Annotated in this window: 13 protein-coding genes; 6 read left to right on the top strand and 7 right to left on the bottom strand. The window is 48.8% G+C overall.

The window, feature by feature from the left end; translation table 11 throughout:
• Positions 1-157: 157 nt before the first annotated feature.
• The 4 genes from P3T48_RS10790 to clpB form a co-directional block, all read right to left on the bottom strand.
• Positions 158-3067 (bottom strand): M16 family metallopeptidase, encoded by a 2910-nt coding sequence (locus P3T48_RS10790; RefSeq protein ID WP_276506685.1) that lies wholly within the window; start codon positions 3065-3067, stop codon positions 158-160.
• 48 nt (positions 3068-3115) lie between these two features.
• Positions 3116-4984, bottom strand: a complete 1869-nt coding sequence (locus P3T48_RS10795; protein WP_276506686.1) for a DUF4954 family protein — start codon at positions 4982-4984, stop codon at positions 3116-3118.
• A 12-nt stretch (positions 4985-4996) separates the two neighbouring features.
• Positions 4997-6244 (bottom strand): GTPase HflX, encoded by a 1248-nt coding sequence (gene hflX / locus P3T48_RS10800; protein WP_276506688.1) that lies wholly within the window; start codon positions 6242-6244, stop codon positions 4997-4999.
• Between the two features lie 934 nt (positions 6245-7178).
• Positions 7179-9695 (bottom strand): ATP-dependent chaperone ClpB, encoded by a 2517-nt coding sequence (gene clpB / locus P3T48_RS10805; protein WP_158463148.1) that lies wholly within the window; start codon positions 9693-9695, stop codon positions 7179-7181.
• A gap of 409 nt (positions 9696-10104) precedes the next feature.
• Here clpB and P3T48_RS10810 point away from each other — a divergent pair, with 409 nt between their 5' ends.
• The 6 genes from P3T48_RS10810 (at position 10105) to rodA (ending at position 16835) form a co-directional block, all read left to right on the top strand.
• Entirely contained in the window at positions 10105-10698 is a 594-nt protein-coding gene (locus P3T48_RS10810) for a phosphoribosylaminoimidazolecarboxamide formyltransferase/IMP cyclohydrolase (protein WP_022251800.1), read from the top strand.
• Positions 10699-10769: 71 nt separating this feature from the next.
• Positions 10770-11792, top strand: a complete 1023-nt coding sequence (locus tag P3T48_RS10815; protein ID WP_022251801.1) for a rod shape-determining protein — start codon at positions 10770-10772, stop codon at positions 11790-11792.
• Positions 11793-11825: 33 nt separating this feature from the next.
• Positions 11826-12689, top strand: coding sequence for a rod shape-determining protein MreC (mreC, locus tag P3T48_RS10820; protein ID WP_276506689.1), 864 nt, complete (start codon positions 11826-11828; stop codon positions 12687-12689).
• Positions 12690-12757: 68 nt separating this feature from the next.
• On the top strand, positions 12758-13252 hold the full coding sequence (mreD, locus tag P3T48_RS10825) for a rod shape-determining protein MreD (RefSeq protein ID WP_022251803.1): 495 nt from the start codon (positions 12758-12760) through the stop codon (positions 13250-13252).
• Between the two features lie 156 nt (positions 13253-13408).
• A complete protein-coding gene (mrdA, locus tag P3T48_RS10830) occupies positions 13409-15259 on the top strand; it encodes a penicillin-binding protein 2 (RefSeq protein WP_276506690.1) in 1851 nt (616 codons plus the stop codon).
• 106 nt (positions 15260-15365) lie between these two features.
• Positions 15366-16835, top strand: a complete 1470-nt coding sequence (gene rodA / locus P3T48_RS10835; protein WP_276506691.1) for a rod shape-determining protein RodA — start codon at positions 15366-15368, stop codon at positions 16833-16835.
• A gap of 236 nt (positions 16836-17071) precedes the next feature.
• On the opposite strand, the gene P3T48_RS10840 is transcribed toward rodA, so the two are convergent.
• The 3 genes from P3T48_RS10840 to P3T48_RS10850 form a co-directional block, all read right to left on the bottom strand.
• Positions 17072-17566, bottom strand: a complete 495-nt coding sequence (locus P3T48_RS10840) for a gliding motility lipoprotein GldH (protein ID WP_276506692.1) — start codon at positions 17564-17566, stop codon at positions 17072-17074.
• A 64-nt stretch (positions 17567-17630) separates the two neighbouring features.
• Positions 17631-19046, bottom strand: coding sequence for a PSP1 domain-containing protein (locus P3T48_RS10845; RefSeq protein ID WP_443217191.1), 1416 nt, complete (start codon positions 19044-19046; stop codon positions 17631-17633).
• Between the two features lie 89 nt (positions 19047-19135).
• On the bottom strand, positions 19136-20296 hold the full coding sequence (locus P3T48_RS10850; RefSeq protein WP_276506693.1) for a DNA polymerase III subunit: 1161 nt from the start codon (positions 20294-20296) through the stop codon (positions 19136-19138).
• Positions 20297-20315: the final 19 nt, after the last annotated feature.

Below are 20315 nucleotides of genomic sequence, written 5' to 3' on the forward strand. Positions count from 1 at the left end.
GCTTTAAAACTCCAAACAAAACATAAGGCTTTTGCCCTTACAGGGCGCCTTGCTGATTGCTATTATACCCAGGGCGCTGCCCTGGGCTAGGAGTTTTTGGGCCTTCAGCCCGTACTTAAGCTACATGCGAAAGTTCAGTTAAATTCTTGACAATAAATCAGAATCCGAAGATCTCTTCCTGAGAGAGGCGCTTGATAGGCGCAATCTTCTCGAGGCTCTTCATGTCGAGGTCTTTCTCGTTGCCGAGGATGACCATGCGGTAAGGCTTGCCTACGATATTCTGCTTCTCGAAGTTAGTGATGTCCTGAAGTGTCACGTTCTGGAGTGCCTCATAGAGCTTCTTGTTGGGATCGTAGTCGAGTCCCTTCAGCTTGGCATTGAAGTACGCGTAGAGCACATTGTCCTTAGTGGTACGCATACTCTGCAGGCTCTTGATGAGGCTCTGCTTAGCCAGGTTGAATGCAGCCTCGTTCTGTGGCAGGTTGTTGATGATCTCGTTGAACACGTTGATGCAGTCCATCATCTTGTCGCTCTGCGAGATGATATGAGTGAAGAAGTATTCTGTATCGTTCTTACGACCAGGGCGTACATAATAAGAACCTGCGTTGTAAGCCAGACCTCTTGTCTCGCGAAGTTCCTGGAAGACGATGGCGTTCATGCTTCCGCCAAAGTACTCATTGAAGAGTCCTACTACGGCAGCATTGTCGTCGGTGAAAGTCTTACCCTCGTTCTGGTACTGGCGCAGATAGATGTTCTTAGCCTCGTAGGGAGCAATGAGAATCTCGTTGCTCTGTGGCTGCTGCTTGGTGTACTCCTTGCCCTGTGGAGCAGGGATGAGTTTCTTGCCAGTCTTATGTTCTTTGGCGAGGAGGCTGTTGAGCTGTTTCTCGCTGTAAGGACCATAATAGAATACGGTGTGCTCGATATTGTCGAGTGCGCCCAGAAGGTTGATCAGCTCCTGTGGATCCATCTTGCGAAGGTCGGCAGGGAGAATCTGATTGCGGCTTGGGTTGTAAGGACCATATACGCAATAGTCCCACAAGCGTGAGAAGTTGGCCTTCTGGTTGGCCTTCATGTCGTTGCCATTCTTCTCTACGAGGTCCACATACTGGTTCCATGAAGTCTTGTCGGCTTTGGCATGATGCAGCAAGTCCTCCAAGAGGCTGAGTGCCTTAGGAAGGTTCTCGTTCAGACCATTGATGTTGATGCTGAGGCTCTTGGTGCCCTGAGCCACACTGTAGTTGCAGGCAATGTTATAGAAAGCCTGTTTGATTTCAGAGACGGTCTTCTTGTCGGTACCTATGTAGCCGAGATAATCAGCAGCATAGCTGTAGCGCATGTCATCCTCGTCGCCCAACTCATAACGGAAGGAGAGGTTGAAGAGGTCGTCCTGTGTGTTCTGTTTGTAGAGCAAAGGCAGCTTTTTGCTGGTCTTGGTGACGGTGAGGTCTTTCTTGAAGTCGAGGAACTCAGGCTGTATAGGAGCCACTTCTGCGTTCTTGATTTCTTTGACGAAATCGCTCTCATACTCGCGGTTGGCAGGTATAGGAGTGATGGCAGGCTTCTCAATCTTCTTGAGCGTCTTGTCCTCGCCGATGCGCTTGTAAACACATACGAAGTTGTCGGCACGCAGATGCTTGTTGGCAAAGTCGATGATATCTTTCTTGGTCAACTTGCTCTGGCGGTCGAGCTGCTTGGCTACGTCTTCCCATTTCTGGTCGTTGATGAAGGCGTCCACCATGATGCTGGCTCGGTTCTCGTTGTCGTCGAGTCCTTTGTAGAAGTTGAGCTTCTTGTTTGCCATGACAGCAGGAAGCAATTCGTCGGCAAACTCGCCACGGCGCAACTTGCCCATCTCGTCAAGCACGAGGGCACGTGTGTCTTCGAGTTTCTGTCCCTTGTTGGGCAGTGCCTGAACGATGAAAGCGGTGTAGTCGTGCAGACCATAGTTGAAGGCTCCTGCAGAGGCGAGTTTCATCTTCTGTTCCAAGTCTACCTCGAAGAGTCCTGCCTTGCCGTTGGCGAGCAGGTCGCTGATGACATCGAGGGTGTCGTTCTGCTGGTCGTTGACGCCCTTGAAGAGCCATGCCAGCATCATGTTTTCCTGCTCCTTACCGACAACCGTGGTGTCCTTTACTGCTGTGATGGCAGGCTGTGCCTCGAACTCAGGGCGTGACAGGTTGTCGCTCTTCTTCCATGAGCCAAAGTACTGGTCGATGAGAGCTATGGTCTTGTCGGGGTCAAAGTCGCCAGCCATGACGATAGCCACATTGTTTGGCACATAGTAACGATGGAAATAGTTCTGTATGTTGATGATGCTTGGGTTCTTGAGGTGCTCCTGCTCGCCGATGGTAGTCTGTGTGCCATAAGGATGGGTAGGAGTGAGGAGGTTCCAGAGAGCAGCAAACTCCTTGGTGGCATCGCTTGCCATGGAGATGTTCTTCTCCTCGTACACAGCCTCCAGCTCTGTATGGAAGCCACGGATGACCATGTTCTGGAAGCGGTCGCTCTGCACCTTGGCCCAGTTTTCTATCTCATTGTTTGGGATGTTCTCCACGTAGCAGGTGACATCATTGCTGGTATAGGCGTTTGTTCCCTCGCTACCGATGCTCGACATGAGCTTGTCGTACTCGTTGGGGATGTTGTATTTGGCAGCCAACTGTGAGATGGAGTCAATCTCGTGGTAAGCCTGCTTGCGCTGTGCGGGATCGGTGAGCTTGCGGTAAGTCTCATAGCGGCGGGTTATCTCGTCGAGGTATGGCTTCTCCTTGGCGGCATCGATGGTACCAAACTTCTTGGTGCCTTTGAACATCAGGTGCTCCAGATAGTGAGCCAGACCTGTAGTCTCGGCAGGGTCATTACGCGAACCTGTTTTTACCGCGATGTTGACCTGCAAGCGAGGCTTCTCCTTGTTAACTGACATGTATACCTTCAGACCATTGTCGAGAGTATAGATGCGTGTTTGCATTGCATCGCCTGGTACGGTGGTGTAATGATAGTCTTTTGCGCTGGCACAAAGCGCACCCGATGTGAAGAGTGCCGCCAGCATGATAGTTTTTAAACTCATACTTTTATGATTTTATGTTGTATAAATGATTTTTCTTTGTTGGACTTTTTATGTGGCAGGAATGATGGAGTTGGCAAAGTGCAGGAAGGTGTCTTCGTCCACGTCGCCCAAGTCGTATTCCTTCTGAGCATCTTTTCTGATGGCTTCGGTCCATAGCGATTTTGCCTCGTCGGCTCTGGTTTCGATCAGCGAGAAGGCTGCCGGTGTGGCTCCTTCGTAGAGCTGTCGGATGAGGCTGAAAGCATAAACTTGATTGAAATCGGCATAATGGCTGTGAGCCTCGGACAATGCGTTGATAACAGACTCAATGTCTTCGGTTGTTCCGTCGATGATGTCTTCGACGAGCTGATTCTCCAAAGCCTGCGGCAGGAGCAGACCACCCAGATCGGTCCATGCTTCTTCGCCATTGTGGATGGCCTGTTCGGACAGTGGGGCATATTCATGTCCTTCTTCTTCTTCTGCTGCTGCAGGAAGCGTGGCCTTCTTGATGACTTGACCTAAGTAGAGACTGATGAGCATGTCGTAGAAGCGGATGCCGGAAAGGAGTGAGCTGCGCGGAATGGTGAGTCCCTGATAGTGGTATTCCTGGCATTGAGTTCCGCAAGTGGTGCAGAGCTCTTGCAGAATGCGCCTTCCTTCTGTCGCCTTGCTGATGACAAAAGGCGAGAGCCACTCTTGGTTGATGATGCTCTTGCGGTGCTCGGCTGGTCGTAGGTCGCGCTTGGGCCACTTGTTGATGTCGCGGTAAAGTCCTACAGTGACAAGGTTTCTGCCAGGGATGAGTATGGTCTTCTCTCCCTCGCCAATAATATAGGAGAAGGGGAAGGAGGTTGTGTCGGGATGAGCCATGGTCTTGCCAAGACATACGGAGTAAGCACCGATGTGGGCAGGCAGGAAAAGGTAGGAGCCGCTGGCTGTCTTGGTGCCTCTCTCCAGGATGCCCCAGTGGATGGGCCCCATCTTGTAGGCATGGTTGCTGAAGTTGGTGGCAGAACCGGCATTATAGAACGAAACCTGGCTTCCGATGATGAGCGAACTCTTGTGATGAGAGGCTGAGAACGGACCGCAGAAGGCGGCACATGCTTCGCCATTGCTCATTACCGAGTTGGCAAAGAATACCGATGCCGATGCGGTGAAGCTGTTGTTTATCTGGCAGGCTTCTCCCACGAAACAGTCTTGCAGGTTGGCTCCGTTGGTGATGCTTGCCCCATGGTCGATGATAGTGTTTTCGGCTATGACACCCGTTCCTATATAAACGCTGCTGGTAGCATCTCCCAGGAGGGTGCAGTCACTCAGCCGCTCTGCTCCGTTCACCTCGCAGTAGTCGTTGATGATGCAGTTGATAATCTCCTTGGTGTTGGCTATCTTCACATTGTTGCCTATCAGTCCGCGTTCGGGCAGTCGGCTGCTAACATATGCTCTGACGAACTGGAAAAGTGTCTCACGGAACTCCTTGTTATGAGAATGCTTGAGCATGAGTGCTGCCAACTGACTGCTCAGTTCGGAGAAAGAGATGATGTTCCCATCGCCAGCCTCGTTGAGTACACTGATGACATTGGCTTCTCCATAGGTAGCTCCCTCTGTAGTCTCTATTGTGGATACGTTGGACAGGTAGCACTCGTCACCGATGGTATAGTTATTGATGAATCCTCCTATGTTCTCGATGAGGCAATCGTCTCCGATGATGACATTGTGCAAGGTGGCATTGCGGATGCCCGAGTGCTTGTGAAAGCCCGGACTTACTTCGATGCTCTTGTCGAAGCTGCCTATGCAGACTTCTCCGTAGAGCATTACCTGACGCATGTGTTCGGGATTGAAGTCTTCTGCGACGTTGACGGAAGTCCAGTCCTCAGCCCAACAGCCATTCTGTTGCAGCTGTTCTATCTCTTCGGTGGTAAGCGGTCGGTAATCGTTCATAGTCGTTGTTTTTTATTCGTAGTCCTGATACAGGAAATCATTATAGGGATACTTCTGTACGTGCAGCTCGCGCACTTTCTTGTACAGAATGTTGCGGAACTCGTCGATGTTCTCCTTGTTCTTGGCAGAGATGAAGAGACAGTCGTCGTGCAACTTCGCCATCCATGTGCGCTTGAGTTCGTCGAGGGTGATGTTCTCTTTCTGTATAGGAGTAAGGTCGTCTTCCTCCTTCTCTACCCAGGAGTAGTTGTCTATCTTGTTGAAGATGATCATTGATGGCTTGTCGGCGCAGCCCAGTTCCTTCAGGGTCTTCTCCACCACCTGTATCTGCTCCTCGAAATCAGGATGCGAGATGTCGACAACATGCAACAGCAAGTCGGCCTCGCGTGTCTCGTCGAGGGTGCTTTTGAAAGAGTCTACCAGGTCGGTAGGCAACTTGCGGATAAATCCTACTGTGTCGGCCAGGAGGAAAGGCAGATTTTCCACCACGACCTTTCGTACGGTGGTGTCGAGAGTGGCGAAGAGTTTGTTCTCGGCAAAGACCTCGCTCTTGGAGAGCAGGTTCATAATGGTGCTCTTGCCCACGTTGGTGTAGCCGACAAGGGCCACACGGATGAGTCGGCCGCGGTTCTTGCGCTGAGTGGTCTTCTGCTTGTCTATCTCGGCCAGGCGTTCTTTGAGCAAGCTCATGCGGCCGAGGATGATACGACGGTCCATCTCAAGCTGGGTTTCACCAGGACCACGCAATCCTACAGAACCTTTACCGCCACCCGAGCCAGAACCACCGCCCTGGCGCTCAAGGTGAGTCCAGAGTCGTTGCAGACGAGGCAACATGTATCTATACTGTGCCAATTCCACCTGTGTCTTGGCGGCAGCAGTCTGGGCGCGCATGGCAAAGATGTCGAGAATAAGAGATGTGCGGTCGAGAATCTTTACCTGTAGCTCTTGCTCAATATTGCGTATCTGCTTGGCAGACAATTCGTCGTCGAAGATGACCATTCCGATCTCGCGGTCTTCTTCCTCTTCTTCCTTAATGTATTGTTTGATTTCCTCGAGCTTTCCCTTTCCTACATAGGTGGTCTGATTGGGAGCGACAACCTTCTGCGTGAATCGCTTGACGGTTACAGCTCCTGCCGTATCGGCAAGAAATTCCAGCTCGTCGAGGTATTCCTTGGTCTTGGCTTCGTCCTGCTCCTTGGTGATAAGACCCACGAGAACGGCAGTCTCTGCCTTGACTTCTGAGATGACAAATTCCTTCATTGATTAGCTTGTTATTATATAATATGTGCAAAGTTAATAAAAAAAGCTATTTCTATGGAATACTGACTGCATAATTTATGCTTTTTTTAAGAAAAAGGCTTGTTGGGTAACTGCTCAGCACCCCTATTGAAAACTTTTGAATAGAAAAGCCTCGAAATATGAAAGCGGCTTCGATAGTCAATGAAGCCTATTTCGTAGAGCAATGAAAGCGGCTTCGTAAGCAGTTGAAGCCTATTGATTCTGATAGAAGCTATAAAATTACCTTGTTGGGTACGCATAAAGAGAAGCAAATACCGCAAACGTTTACGTGATTTTTTGCGTAAAAAAAGAGATATATTTGATTTAAATCAATTATTTGTATTATATTTGCACTCGAAAAGAAACACAAACTGATTTTCAAAAAGATCATAACTACATAAAAAACACAAAACTGCTGAAACATTCAAAAACGTAAGAATTGCCCCGACGTGATGTCGGGGCATTTTTTTGTCCTTCTGTTTATGCTTTCTGTATCGCCTTTTTGTGTATGTGTTTGCAGGTTTTGCTGATGTTTAAAAGTCTGATGCTCAGCGACGATACTTCTTAAACGTGTACTTGTGTGAGTTTGGAAAACAAGTGAAGATGGTGATGCTCTCGTTAGTCTTTGTGTGTTTTCTGCCAGCTTGTGTTGAAAGATCTTTCTTTTTTCTTTTGTAGAGCAAAATAATATTATCTTTCTATTTTTTTTGTAGGTTGCTGTCATCTGTTGCAGACTGTCTGTCTTGGTATGGTCGTCAGTCTGCTTGGCGGTCATTTCTTTAACTCCCCCATTTTTGAAACTTCAGTTTATGTAACCAAAAAGAGGGTGTGTCACAGACTTATGACACACCCTCCTTATCTTATGATGGTTCAACTTACGCAAGTAGCGTAGTTGTTTCTCTTTCTGTCGTTAACATTACTTGTTCTCGAATAGCAATCCGCCTTCCTTGGTGTGGTCGATGGTGATAGGTTTCTCACGACTGACTTCCTCGGCGAGGATCTTCTTGCTCAAGTCGTTCAATACATAGTCTTGTATTGCGCGCTTTACAGGGCGTGCGCCAAACTCTGGATCGTAGCCCACCTCTGCCAAATATTGGATGGCGGCAGGAGTCCAGCGAAGTTCGAAGCCCTGAGGAGCCAACATCTTCTTGACTCTGTTCATCTGAAGCTCAACCACCTGGCCAATCTGCTCTTTGGTGAGAGGCTTGAAGGTGATGATGTCGTCGATACGGTTCAGGAACTCCGGACGGAAGGTCTTTCTCAACATATCACGGCTTGCGTTGGAAGTCATGATGATGATGGTGTTCTTGAAGTTTACTACACGGCCTTTGTTGTCGGTCAGTCGTCCGTCGTCCAATACCTGAAGCAGGGTGTTGAAGACATCGGGATGAGCCTTCTCAATCTCATCGAAGAGAACCACACTGTATGGTTTGCGACGAACAGCTTCGGTCAACTGTCCACCCTCATCATAACCTACATATCCTGGAGGCGCACCTATCAGACGGGTGACGCTGAACTTCTCTTGATATTCACTCATATCGATACGTGTCATCATCGACTCGTCATTGAAGAGATATTCTGCCAAAGCCTTGGCAAGCTCAGTCTTACCCACACCGGTTGTTCCGAGGAAGATGAAACTTGCGATAGGACGTTTCGGGTCTTGCAAACCGGCACGTGAGCGGCGTACAGCATCACTCACTGCGGTGATGGCCTCGTCCTGACCGATGACTCTCTTGTGGAGTTCTTCCTCCAAATGGAGCAGTTTCTCACGCTCACTCTGCATCATACGGCTTACAGGTATTCCGGTCCAGCGGCTTACCACCTCGGCAATATCGTCGGCAGTAACCTCTTCGCGTATCATGGCCTCGCCACCTTGAGTGCTCTTCAGTTGTTCCTGGATGCGCTTGATGTCTTCTTCGAGAGCTGTCAGCTTTGAATATCTGATCTCAGCCACGCGCTCGTAGTTGCCTTCACGTTCCATGCGTTCAGCCTCAAACTTCAGGTTCTCAATCTCCTGCTTGTCTTGCTGAATTTTATTGACGAGGTCTTTCTCTCCTTCCCATTTTGCACGGAAGTCGCGTTCCTTGTCCTTCAGCTCGGCAATCTCCTTGTCGAGTTGCTGAATCTTAGGCTGGTCGTTCTCGCGTTTGATGGCCTCACGCTCTATCTCCAACTGCTTTAGGTGACGTGTGATCTCGTCCAGTTCCTCAGGCACGGAGTCGCGCTCCATACGGAGTTTGGCAGCAGCCTCATCCATCAAGTCGATAGCCTTGTCTGGCAGGAATCGGTCGGAGATGTAACGTTCAGAAAGCTTGACAGCTGCGATGCAGGCGTCGTCCTGAATACGAACCTTGTGATGGTTCTCATAACGCTCCTTGATGCCTCGGAGAATGCTGATGGCGTCCACCTCGTCAGGCTCGTTGACCATTACGGTCTGGAAACGACGTTCCAAAGCCTTATCCTTCTCGAAGTATTTCTGATACTCGTTGAGGGTGGTGGCACCGATGGCTCTCAACTCGCCACGTGCCAATGCAGGCTTCAGAATATTGGCAGCATCCATGGCGCCTTCTCCACCGCCGGCACCTACCAAGGTGTGAATCTCGTCGATGAAGAGGATAATCTGTCCGTTGGCGTTGGTCACTTCCTTGATGACGCTCTTCAGTCGCTCTTCGAATTCGCCTTTATATTTAGCACCAGCCACCAGTGCGCCCATGTCGAGCGAATAGAGCTGCTTGTTCTTCAAGTTCTCCGGTACGTCGCCACGTACGATTCTTTCGGCAAGTCCTTCAACGATGGCGGTTTTACCAGTACCAGGCTCACCGATAAGGATTGGGTTGTTTTTCGTTCTTCTTGATAAGATTTGGAGCACGCGACGTATCTCCTCGTCACGTCCGATTACGGGGTCGAGCTTTCCACTTCTGGCTTGTTCAACCAAGTTCTTGGCGTATTTCTCCAGACTCTGATAGTTTTCGTCTGCACTCTGGCTCTTCACGTTCTGTCCCTGACGAAGAGCCTGGATGGCAGCGAGCATGTCTTTCTCGTTGGCGCCGGCATCTTTCAGGATGCGGGCTGCTGTAGAGTTGCCTTTCAGAATGGCGAGCAGAATAGGCTCTACGCTTACGAACTCGTCGCCCATCTTCTTGGCAGTATCCTCGGCGTTGATCAATATCTGATTGGTGTCATTGGAGAGGTATGGCTGTCCGCCACCCTGTACGCGGGGAAGATGCTGCAATTCCTGCTGCAGGAGCATGGAGATCTGTCCTCCGTTCATGCCCAACTTCTGGAAGATATAGTTGGTCACATCAGGTGCTTTCTCGATGATTCCGCTGAGAAGATGCACCGGCTCGATGGTCTGCTGACCATTTCGTTGCGCTGTGTTCACAGCGGCTTGCACCGCTTCTTGCGCCTTGATTGTAAATTTGTCGAATGTCATATATTTCTCCTTTCTTGTTTTATTTGTTTCGTTATGTTATTTGTTGTTTGCCAACCGTTGAAGCGAAATGTGTGCCGAGGTGCAGAGTGCTGACATTCTGTCTTGTTTTTCGTTGTTTTTTAGACGTTTATAGTTGAAAGTGCTGTCAATGTGTCGGTAATCGGGTGCTTGGCGGGAGACGAGTTTTGTACTTTGTGAATGATTCTCTTTGGTCTTAATAGATGACCGGCTTCGGTCTTAATAGATGACCAGCTTTGGTCTTAAAAGATGGCAGAAATGGCTTTTAGGGTTAACTCAGGTCAAGAAACATCGTTCTTGCGTTAAAAAGCTAATAATAACACGAGTGATTTTTGGTGGGCTCAAATATTATTTGTACCTTTGCACCATTATTTCAAATAAGTAGAAATCAATGGCTGAAACAAAGAAAATCAAGACAGCTTTAGTGTCTGTCTTTCACAAGGACGGCTTGGATGAACTCCTTGCCAAGTTGAATGAAGAGGGTGTTAAATTCTTGAGCACCGGTGGTACACAGAAGTTTATCGAGTCACTCGGTTATGAATGTCAGAAAGTGGAGGATGTAACCACTTATCCATCCATCCTCGGTGGACGTGTGAAGACTCTTCATCCAAAAATATTCGGAGGTATTCTCGCGCGTCGCGACAATGAGGGCGATCAGGAGCAGATGAAGGAGTATGAGATTCCAAGCATCGACCTCGTGGTAGTAGACCTTTATCCTTTCGAGCAGACTGTGGCAAGTGGTGCAAGTGATGCCGATATCATTGAGAAGATCGATATAGGCGGAATCTCTCTGATCCGTGCCGGAGCCAAGAACTTCAAGGATGTTGTTATCGTGCCCAGCAAGGCTGAGTACAGTGTGCTGCTCGATATCTTGAAGAAGAAAGGTGCTGAGACCGATATCGAGGATCGCAAAATGTTTGCAGAGCGTGCCTTTGGCGTAAGCTCACACTACGATACAGCTATCCACGCTTGGTTCGCTAAGTAATGTGCGTCAAGTTTTAGTGCTGGCGTAGATATTTTAAGCTTAAAATAAACAATTAGTAATTATAAAAGAAAATGGGATTTTTTTCATTTATTCAGGAAATCGCAATGGACTTGGGAACAGCCAACACCATTATTATCAGCGATGATAAGATTGTGGTGGATGAGCCCTCTGTTGTAGCCCTCGACCGCCGTACAGACAAGATGATTGCTGTAGGTGAGAAGGCTAAGATGATGTACGAGAAGACTCATGACAATATCCGTACTATCCGTCCTTTGCGTGATGGTGTGATAGCCGACTTTACTGCATGCGAGCAGATGATGCGCGGTCTTATCAAGATGGTGCATACAGGAAGCCGTCTTTTCTCTCCCTCACTCCGTATGGTAATTGGTGTGCCTTCTGGTTCTACCGAGGTGGAGCTCCGTGCTGTACGCGATTCTGCCGAGCATGCCGACGGACGTGATGTTTACTTGATTTTTGAACCTATGGCAGCAGCTATCGGTATCGGTATCGATGTGGAGGCGCCAGAGGGAAACATGATAGTTGATATAGGTGGCGGTTCCACCGAGATTGCTGTCATCTCACTTGGCGGTATTGTGAGCAACAACTCCATCCGTACAGCAGGTGACGACCTGACTGCTGATATTCAGGAGTACATGAGCCGTCAGCACAACGTGAAGGTGTCTGAGCGTATGGCCGAGCGTATCAAGATACATGTAGGCTCTGCTCTTACCGACCTGGGTGATGAGGCTCCAGAAGACTTTATTGTTCATGGTCCTAACCGCATCACAGCTCTGCCTATGGAGGTGCCTGTATGCTATCAGGAGATAGCTCAGTGCTTGGACAAGACTGTGGCAAAGATCGAGAATGCTGTGCTCTCAGCTCTTGAGAACACTCCTCCTGAGCTCTATGCTGATATCGTGAAGAATGGTATCTGGCTCTCTGGTGGTGGAGCTTTGCTCCGTGGACTCGACAAGCGTCTCACAGCCAAGATCAACATTCCTTTCCATATTGCCGAAGACCCATTGCACAGTGTGGCTAAGGGTGCCGGCATCGCGCTGAAGAATGTAGACCGCTTCTCGTTCCTGATGAGATAATTGAAAATCTGAATTTCAGAGAAACTATAGCGTATGCACAACCTTACAGAGTTTCTGGCGAAACACAACCACTGGTTTGTGTTCCTGGTGCTTGAGGTAGTGAGCATGGTACTGCTCTTCAGATACAACAGTTATCAGGGCAGTGTGTGGTTCTCGTCGGCCAACGCCGTTACGGGCAAGGTGTATGAGTGGGATTCGGCTGTGGAGAGTTACTTCGCGCTGTCAGGCGTCAACAGTCAGCTCACTCAGCGCAATGCTTTCCTGGAACAGCAGGTAAGAATGCTGGACGACAGTATCGCCCGCCTTACCCGCAGTCAGGAAGCTGCAGTGACACGCTTGTCAAGCATGGTTCCCTTCCAGGGATGCAGGCTTATTCCGGCAAAGGTCGTCGCCAATATGGTGAACAGATACGACAACCTTATCACTATAGATAAGGGTTCTGCCGATGGAGTGAAGCGCGATATGGGCGTGGTTTGTGGCATGGGCGTGGTAGGCATTGTCTACTTGGTGTCTGAACATTACAGCATCGTCATCCCAGCTCTCAACAGCCATTCCAATATCAGCTGTACCATACAGCGCCGTGGCTATTTCGGCTATCTGCGCTGGCGAGGTGGCTCTTCACAGTTGGCTTATCTCGAGGACGTGCCAAGACATGCTCACTTCAAGTTGGGCGACAATGTGGTGACGAGTGGATATTCATCGGTCTTCCCTCCAGGTGTCATGGTGGGAAAGGTTCTGCATGTGTTCAATTCGGCAGACGGACTGTCATATCGTGTACAGGTTAAGTTGTCTACCGATTTTGCCCGCTTGCGCGATGTGTGCCTTGTTGATGATTCTGCCTTGCAGGAACGTATCGACCTGATGCGGGCAGCACAGGATTCCATCAAGCCACAATAATGCACTCTGCCGTTTCGCAGAAACAAAACAGATTTTAAAGACAACACTTTTTCAATTCTTTTTGAAAAATGAGTATAGATATAGTAAAGCGATGGGGAGTATTCTTTGTTCTCCTGCTGGTGCAAGGACTGGTGTGTAACCATATACATCTTTTCCATTGCGCCACACCGCTTCTGTACATCATGTTCGTGCTCCACTTTCGTCGTAACACGCCTCGTTGGCAAATGTTATTGTGGAGTTTTGCCCTGGGATTGGGAGTCGACATCTTCGCCAACACTCCGGGTGTGGCTGCTGGCTCTATGACGGCAATAGCTCTCTTGCAGCCTTATCTGCTCGAGCTGTTCCTGCCCCGTGACAGTTCTGACGACTTGCTTCCTGGCGTGCGCACGCTTGGAAGTTCTTACTTTTGGTATTCGCTCATCATCGTGGTGATTTATTGCCTGCTCTTCTTTACACTCGAGACTTTCAATTTCTTCAACTGGTTGCAGTGGATAGAATGTATCGTGGGAAGTGCTGCTCTCACCTATGTGTTGCTGATGGCCATAGAGAATGTGCGCAAGTAGTTTTTCCCCTTCGCCTTCTCTCTACGAAATAGACGGAGAACGAATCATACTCTATGCATGCATAGAATGATACATATATATAATAAGGTATATATAATAATAAGGTGTAAGGGTAAAATATATAAAAAAATAGGGCATATTATATAAATAGTTATTATGATCGATTATAATCTCGAAAAACGTAAGTTTGTGATAGGTGGAGTGGCCATAGGAATTGTGACCATTTACATCATTCGTCTCTTTACGTTGCAGATTATGAGCGACGACTATAAGAAGAATGCCGACAGTAATGCCTTCCTCAAGCAGGTGGAATATCCGTCACGTGGAGCCATCTACGACAGAAACGGCAAACTGATGGTGTACAATCAGCCGTCTTATGATATCATGGTGGTGATGAACGAGGAGAGTGGAAGACTCGACACGATGGACTTCTGCAACTCGCTTGGCATTACAAAAGAGTTCTTCATCAAGCGAATGAACGATATCAAGGACCGTTCCAAAAATCCCGGTTATTCGCGTTACACCCAGCAGCTCTTCATGGGACAGTTGTCCGATAAGGACTTCAGTGTGTTCCAGGAAAAGATGTTCCGCTTCCCAGGTTTCTATGTGCAGAAGCGAAGCATACGTGAATACACCGGTCCCTATGCTGCCCATGTGCTCGGAGATGTGGGAGAAGTTTCGGAGAGCGATATAGAAGATGACAGCTACTATCAGCCAGGCGACTATATCGGTAAACTCGGTGTGGAGAAATACTATGAGAAAGAGCTCAGGGGAGAGAAGGGTATCAAAATCAAACTTCGTGATGCGCACGGACGAATACAGGGAAGTTACCAGCGTGGCAAGTTCGACCAGCGTCCTGTGGCAGGCAAAGACCTTACTCTGGGCATCGACCTGAACCTGCAGGCTCTTGGAGAGCGACTCCTTCAAGGAAAGATAGGCAGTATTGTAGCCATCGATCCCAAGACGGGCGAAGTGCTTGCCATGGTGTCGTCGCCCTCTTATGATCCACGTAGGTTGGTAGGAAAGATGCGCGGAAAGATGCACCGTTACCTTTCGCATGACCCCTGGAAACCGTTGCTCAACAGAAGTATCATGGGTCAGTATCCACCGGGTTCAACCTTTAAGACTACTCAGGCGCTCACATACCTCACCGAAGGAATCATCACGCCGGGTACAGCTTTCCCCTGTCATCATGGATTCTCTTATCGCGGACTGCATGTAGGCTGTCACGGACATCCTTCTCCTATAGCTCTCATCGATGCCATCAGTACCTCCTGCAATGGCTACTTCTGTTGGGGACTCTATTATATGATGGGCAACAGGCGCAAGTATCCCAATGTGCAAGTGGCTATGAACACCTGGCGCGACTATATGAAGAGTATGGGATTCGGATACAAACTTGGTATCGACCTGCCTGGCGAGAAACGAGGACTGATTCCTAATGCCGAGTTCTACGACAAGGCTTACCGAGGGTCATGGAACGGACTCACCATTATCAGTATCTCTATCGGACAGGGTGAGGTCAACCTCACTCCTCTGCAGATAGCCAATCTTGGAGCCACCATCGCCAACCGAGGATATTATTATGCGCCCCATGTGGTGCGCAAGGTGAAGGGTGAGCCCCTCGATACACTCTATACTCGTCGTCATTACACCATGGCCTCGAAAAAGGCATACAACTATGTCGTGGCAGGTATGCGCAGTTCTGCCTTGAAGGGAACCTGTAAGATGCTTGCCCGTTATGACTTTGAACCATGCGGCAAGACCGGTACTGCACAGAACCGTGGTCACGACCACTCTGTGTTCATGGGTTTCGCACCGATGAACAATCCTCAGATAGCCATCGCTGTATATGTTGAGAACGGTGGCTGGGGAGCCGACTATGGTGTGCCTATTGGTGGACTCATGATGGAGCAATATATCAAAGGCAAGCTGTCGCCAGCTTCTGAGGCTCTTGCCGCACAGATGCAGGCACGAAGAATTGCCTATGGCTCAAGCAGCAGATAGAAATATCAGGGAGATGGGCGCTTCATCTTAAGCAACAGGAAGCGCCTCTCTTCTTCAACTTTTAATAACCCAAACTCGCTCGATTTGCGATATTTGAATAAGTAATATGGTTCAATCAGATAACAGACAACAAGGTGTGCTTCGTTCGCTCGACTGGTGGACGATAGGCATTTATCTGGCGCTTCTCACCTTTGGATGGATAAGTGTCTGTGGTGCCAGCTATACCTATGGCGACAATGATATTTTCAGTCTTGGCTCTCGTTCGGGAATGCAGATTATCTGGATAGGAACCTCCATCACGCTCGGTTTCATTATCTTGTTGCTCGATGACAGGTTCTACGACACCTTCTCTTATGTCATCTATGCCGCCTTGGTACTGTTGCTCTTTGCCACCATCTTCAATCCGCATAGTATCAAGGGTTCCCGTTCGTGGCTTGTGCTTGGACCTTTGCGTCTGCAGCCAGCCGAGTTTGCCAAGTTTGCTACGGCTCTTGCCATTTCCAAGTTTATGTCGAGCTATGGCTTCAATATTCATCGCATGAAAGACTTCGTTGCTGCAGCCTTTATCATTATCCTTCCGATGATATGTATCGTGGGACAGCGCGAGACGGGTTCTGCACTTGTCTATTCTGCCTTCTTCCTTATGTTCTATCGTGAAGGAATGCCTGGCAGTATTCTCTTTACTGCCGTTGCTATGGTGGTTTACTTCGTGGTGGGTGTGAAGTACGAAAATGTGATGATGTGGGATGGACAAACGTCGGTAGGCGAGTTCGTTGTGCTCTTACTTGTGCAAATCTTTTCTACGGGCATGGTGAGCAACTATATTCACAATGGGCGGCAAACGGTACAGATGCTTCTCTATACTGTCGGCATCACTTTGGGATGTATGCTCTTCTCTGTTTACGTCATTCCTTTCGATGTGACCTATGTTCAGCTGATTGTAAGTTTCGTGCTCATTGGATTCCTGTTCTATCAGGGCTTATCCGCACGCATCAGAAACTATTATTTCATCGCGTTGTTTGCTTTAGGGTCCTTGGCTTTCTTTTATTCTGCCGACTATGTGCTCAACAATGTGATGGAGCCTCATCAGCGTGTGCGTATCAACGTACTTCTCGGACTGGAGGAAGACTTGGCTGGTGCGGGTTATAATGTGCACCAGAGTGAGATTGCGATAGGTTCTGGTGGTCTTCAGGGAAAGGGCTTCCTCAATGGTACACAGACCAAACTGAAGTTTGTGCCCGAGCAGGACACCGATTTTATCTTCTGTACCGTGGGTGAGGAGGAAGGATTCTTAGGATCGGCAGGAGTGCTGTTGCTGTTCTTGGCTTTAATCATCAGGCTGATTATTCTTGCCGAGCGGCAGCCCTTCAAGTTTGGGCGAGTATATGGTTATAGTGTACTCAGTATCTTCCTTTTTCACGTGTTTATTAATGTAGGTATGGTATTGGGACTCACTCCTGTTATCGGCATCCCGCTTCCGTTCTTCAGTTATGGAGGCTCGTCGCTCTGGGGCTTTACCATACTTCTCTTTATCTTCCTCAGAATCGATGCGGGAAGAAACCTCGTAAGAACCTAATCTAAGATTCATCGACAAGAAAAATATATATAAACAACAAAAGCGACTTCGTCCTATGAAGTCGCTTTTGTTGTATGATTTTGTGGGTCTTTATCTTGCCATCCGATGTAACCCAAATTATGGCTACCCTATAGCCTCAAAAAATGAAGATACTTGCGATGGCTGTCGCAAGTACTTACGTTGGTCATTGAAAGTACTTTCGTTGGTCATCGCAAGTACTTGCGTTTTTTACCCATTTATTCTCCTATGCGATTCATCTTGATTCCGATGTCGCTGATGCCCGGAAGAATCTCACGCTTCATGTTATGCTTGACGGTGATATGGATGGAGTCGCCGGAAGCAAAGCGATAGGCATTGATGGGAAAATTGTATTGGTAATAACTGATACCTTGTCCCTTGGTAGCTCCACTCTTGTCTATCAGGTCGCATTGTATGGTATCCGATTTTTCTGTTTTCTCCATACCCTGAAGTTTGCTTTTGGGGAAGATACTCTGATTTACGATAAGTGTAAGACCCATGAAGGGGTAGACTCCTGTCACCCTGAGCCCTAATTGTTGCTCGTATGTGCCAGAAGTCTTCAGAGGTGGTATGTCGAACGACAGTATGTCGTTCTTCTCCCAACCGGCAATAGGGGTGTGCTCGTATTTGTCGTACACCAGCGTGTCGCTGCACGAGTGGAAGAGCATTACAGCCCCCATGATTATCCATATGGTATAAGCCCAGCGCTTCATCTTTTCTTTCTCGAAAGTTATAGCTTCTGTGGCTCATGTTGTAAGCCACAGAATGCTTCATCAGTTATTCATTGTTGGGAGCCTTGTTTTCTCCGCTCTTGTTTCCATTGCCCTTATTGGCTTCGCCTTTGTTTCCTTCTCCTTTGTTGGCTACGGCCTTGTTGGTTTCTGCTTTATTGGCCTCTCCCTTATTGTTTTCTCCCTGTTGTGGGCGAGGACGGTTGTTGTTGCGTCTGCGGTTGTTTTGCTGACGGTTTGGACGGTTGTCTCCTTGCTGTCTGTTTTCGTCTTGACGGTTTTCTCCCTGCTGTTTGTTTTCAGCACGGTTGTCTGCTTGCTGGCGGTTGTCACCTTGTGCATTACGCTTACGGTTGTTCTGGCGATTGTTGTTCTTCTTTTTCTTCTTCGCCTTGTCAAAACGGCTCAAGTCTGCTTCTGCCAAGAGGTCGCTGGACTTAGGAGCAGGTTTTGCCTTACCATTCTCGATGAGGCTCAGAGGCTTCTCGCCTGCCTTGTTCATCTTGATGATTTCCCAAGCACGTTCTGCGCTGATGGTCTCCAGATTGGAAGCCAAGTTCTTGTCGGTAGAATAGGTGATAAGACCTGCCAGAATGTCAACCTTGAACTGATGGTATTCTCCATCGGCAGTCTGCAGGAGAGCATCCTTAGGAGGCAGCTTTTTGCTTGCTTCCACATAGTTGTCAACCTCGTAGTTAAGGCAGCATTTCAGTTTGGCACACATACCTGCCAACTTCTGTGGGTTGAGCGAGATGTCCTGGAAACGTGCGGCATTGGTGCCTACGCTGACAAAGTTCTTCATCCAGGTAGCGCAGCAGAGTTCTCGCCCGCAAGGTCCTGTTCCGCCTATGCGTCCGGCTTCCTGTCGCGCACCAATCTGTTTCATCTCTATACGTACATGGAAAGTATCCGCCAACACCTTGATCAGCTGTCGGAAGTCTACACGCTCGTCGGCGATGTAATAGAAGATAGCCTTGTTGCCGTCACCCTGATACTCCACATCGCCAATCTTCATCTTCAGTCCCAAGTCTTTGGCTATCTGTCGGCTCTGAATCATAGTACCGTGCTCACGGCTCTTTGCCTCGTCCCATTTCTCGAAGTCCACGGGCTTGGCTATGCGGTAGATACGCTTGATGTCGTCGGCAGAACGGAGGTTGGCTTTCTTGATTTGAAGTTTCACCAGTCTTCCTGTCAGTGTCACCACGCCAATGTCGTGTCCTGGATTGGCCTCTACGGCTACAACGTCGCCCTTCTTCAAGTCCAGGTTGTTCACGTTGTGGTAGTAACCCTTGCGTGTGTTCTTGAATTGCACCTCCACGAGGTCTGTGCTCTCGGCATTGCCAGGTACGTCGGCAAGCCAGTCGTATGTGTTCAGCTGGCGGTCCTGTCGGCCTACTGCACATCTGCAGAGTCCTCGGTCGCAACCATTGAACATTCTGAATTTCATATTCTTGTAATCCACGATGATCTAATTATTATAATGTATATAGTTTATGTTTGTATATATTGGTAAGGCTTGCGCCTTTTGTTGCTTTTTTGTTTTACTTCCTCTTATTTTCTGATGAGCATAACGATGACGTTCAGTACCATGTCGAAGAAGATAATCTTGGCATTGGCATTCTGGTTGATCATCGCCTTGCATTCATCGAAAAGGTGGAAAATATCGATAATGTTGGCCTCGTTGATGAAGCGGGCGAAGTTCTTGGCGAAGTTCTCCTCTTCCTGTGTCATATAGACGAGTTCTTCCTGATGGAAGTTGTACATAAAACTCTCTCTGAGCATGTGGGTGAAGTAGTCGAGCATGCGCTTCTGTTTTTCGCGGTTGAATGCCGCCACGATGTCGCACCATTTCTTCAGGTCGTGTATCTTGCGCATGTACGCCAGTCGCATCAGCATGATAAAGAGGTCGAGGAACTGCTGGTTTTCGTTTCCTGCATTGAGTTCCTCCAGCGCCTTGTTCCAGTTGCCATTGGCAATTCTTGCCATGCGGTGTGCTGTGTCCCTGTCGAGTCCCCGTCGCTCAATGAGTGCCTGCTCAAGTTCCTGAGTAGCTATCTTTTTGAAGTCGATACGCTGGGTACGGCTTCTGATGGTTTCGAGCAACAGCTCGGGCTGTTCGCTTACCAGGAGGAAAAGGGTTTGTCTTGGTGGTTCCTCCAAGAGCTTCAGCATCTTGTTGGCGCATTGTATGTTCATGCGCTCTGGCAACCAGATCAGGCTGATTTTATAACCTCCTTGGCTCGACATCAAGCTTATGTTGTGGCTGATGGCTTCGCTCTCTTCCACCGTGATGATGGCTTGCTTGTTGCCGTCTTTCTCGCTGCTTGTCTTGCCCATTCTGCTTATCCAGTCGTTGATTTGCGGATAGGAAGCCTCGCTGAGCAACATCTCCCGCCATTCCTTGACGAAGTCGAGACTCACGGGTGAATGGTCGCCCATGCTGGCAAGTTTAATAGTAGGATAGGTGAAATGTAGGTCGGGATGTTCCCATTTGCGAAGCATGGAGGTGGCACGTCTGGTCTGCGGAGAGTCGTCTTCAGCATCCTCCTCTCTTTCTCCCAACAGATAGCTGGCAAAGGCAAGTGCCATGGCCAACTTGCCGCAGCCTTCTGGACCGCAGAAGAGCAGGGCATGGGGCACACGATGTTCTGCCACCATCTGCATCAGACGGTTTTTCACGTCCTGCTGTCCTATCACTTCGCTGAATTTCATCTATATTTTTTTATGGTTG

It is taken from the genome of Segatella intestinalis (genome assembly GCF_029348455.1).
Taxonomy (GTDB): domain Bacteria; phylum Bacteroidota; class Bacteroidia; order Bacteroidales; family Bacteroidaceae; genus Prevotella.

Excerpts from the sequence above, each read along its gene's own strand:
- P3T48_RS10840 (WP_276506692.1), bottom strand. The coding sequence starts at position 17,566 with ATGAAGCGCTGGGCTTATACCATATGGATAATCATGGGGGCTGTAATG.
- rodA (WP_276506691.1), top strand. The coding sequence starts at position 15,366 with ATGGTTCAATCAGATAACAGACAACAAGGTGTGCTTCGTTCGCTCGAC.
- P3T48_RS10795 (WP_276506686.1), bottom strand. The coding sequence starts at position 4,984 with ATGAACGATTACCGACCGCTTACCACCGAAGAGATAGAACAGCTGCAA.
- clpB (WP_158463148.1), bottom strand. The coding sequence starts at position 9,695 with ATGACATTCGACAAATTTACAATCAAGGCGCAAGAAGCGGTGCAAGCC.
- mreC (WP_276506689.1), top strand. The coding sequence starts at position 11,826 with ATGCACAACCTTACAGAGTTTCTGGCGAAACACAACCACTGGTTTGTG.
- P3T48_RS10810 (WP_022251800.1), top strand. The coding sequence starts at position 10,105 with ATGGCTGAAACAAAGAAAATCAAGACAGCTTTAGTGTCTGTCTTTCAC.
- mrdA (WP_276506690.1), top strand. The coding sequence starts at position 13,409 with ATGATCGATTATAATCTCGAAAAACGTAAGTTTGTGATAGGTGGAGTG.
- P3T48_RS10790 (WP_276506685.1), bottom strand. The coding sequence starts at position 3,067 with ATGAGTTTAAAAACTATCATGCTGGCGGCACTCTTCACATCGGGTGCG.
- mreD (WP_022251803.1), top strand. The coding sequence starts at position 12,758 with ATGAGTATAGATATAGTAAAGCGATGGGGAGTATTCTTTGTTCTCCTG.
- hflX (WP_276506688.1), bottom strand. The coding sequence starts at position 6,244 with ATGAAGGAATTTGTCATCTCAGAAGTCAAGGCAGAGACTGCCGTTCTC.
- P3T48_RS10815 (WP_022251801.1), top strand. The coding sequence starts at position 10,770 with ATGGGATTTTTTTCATTTATTCAGGAAATCGCAATGGACTTGGGAACA.
- P3T48_RS10850 (WP_276506693.1), bottom strand. The coding sequence starts at position 20,296 with ATGAAATTCAGCGAAGTGATAGGACAGCAGGACGTGAAAAACCGTCTG.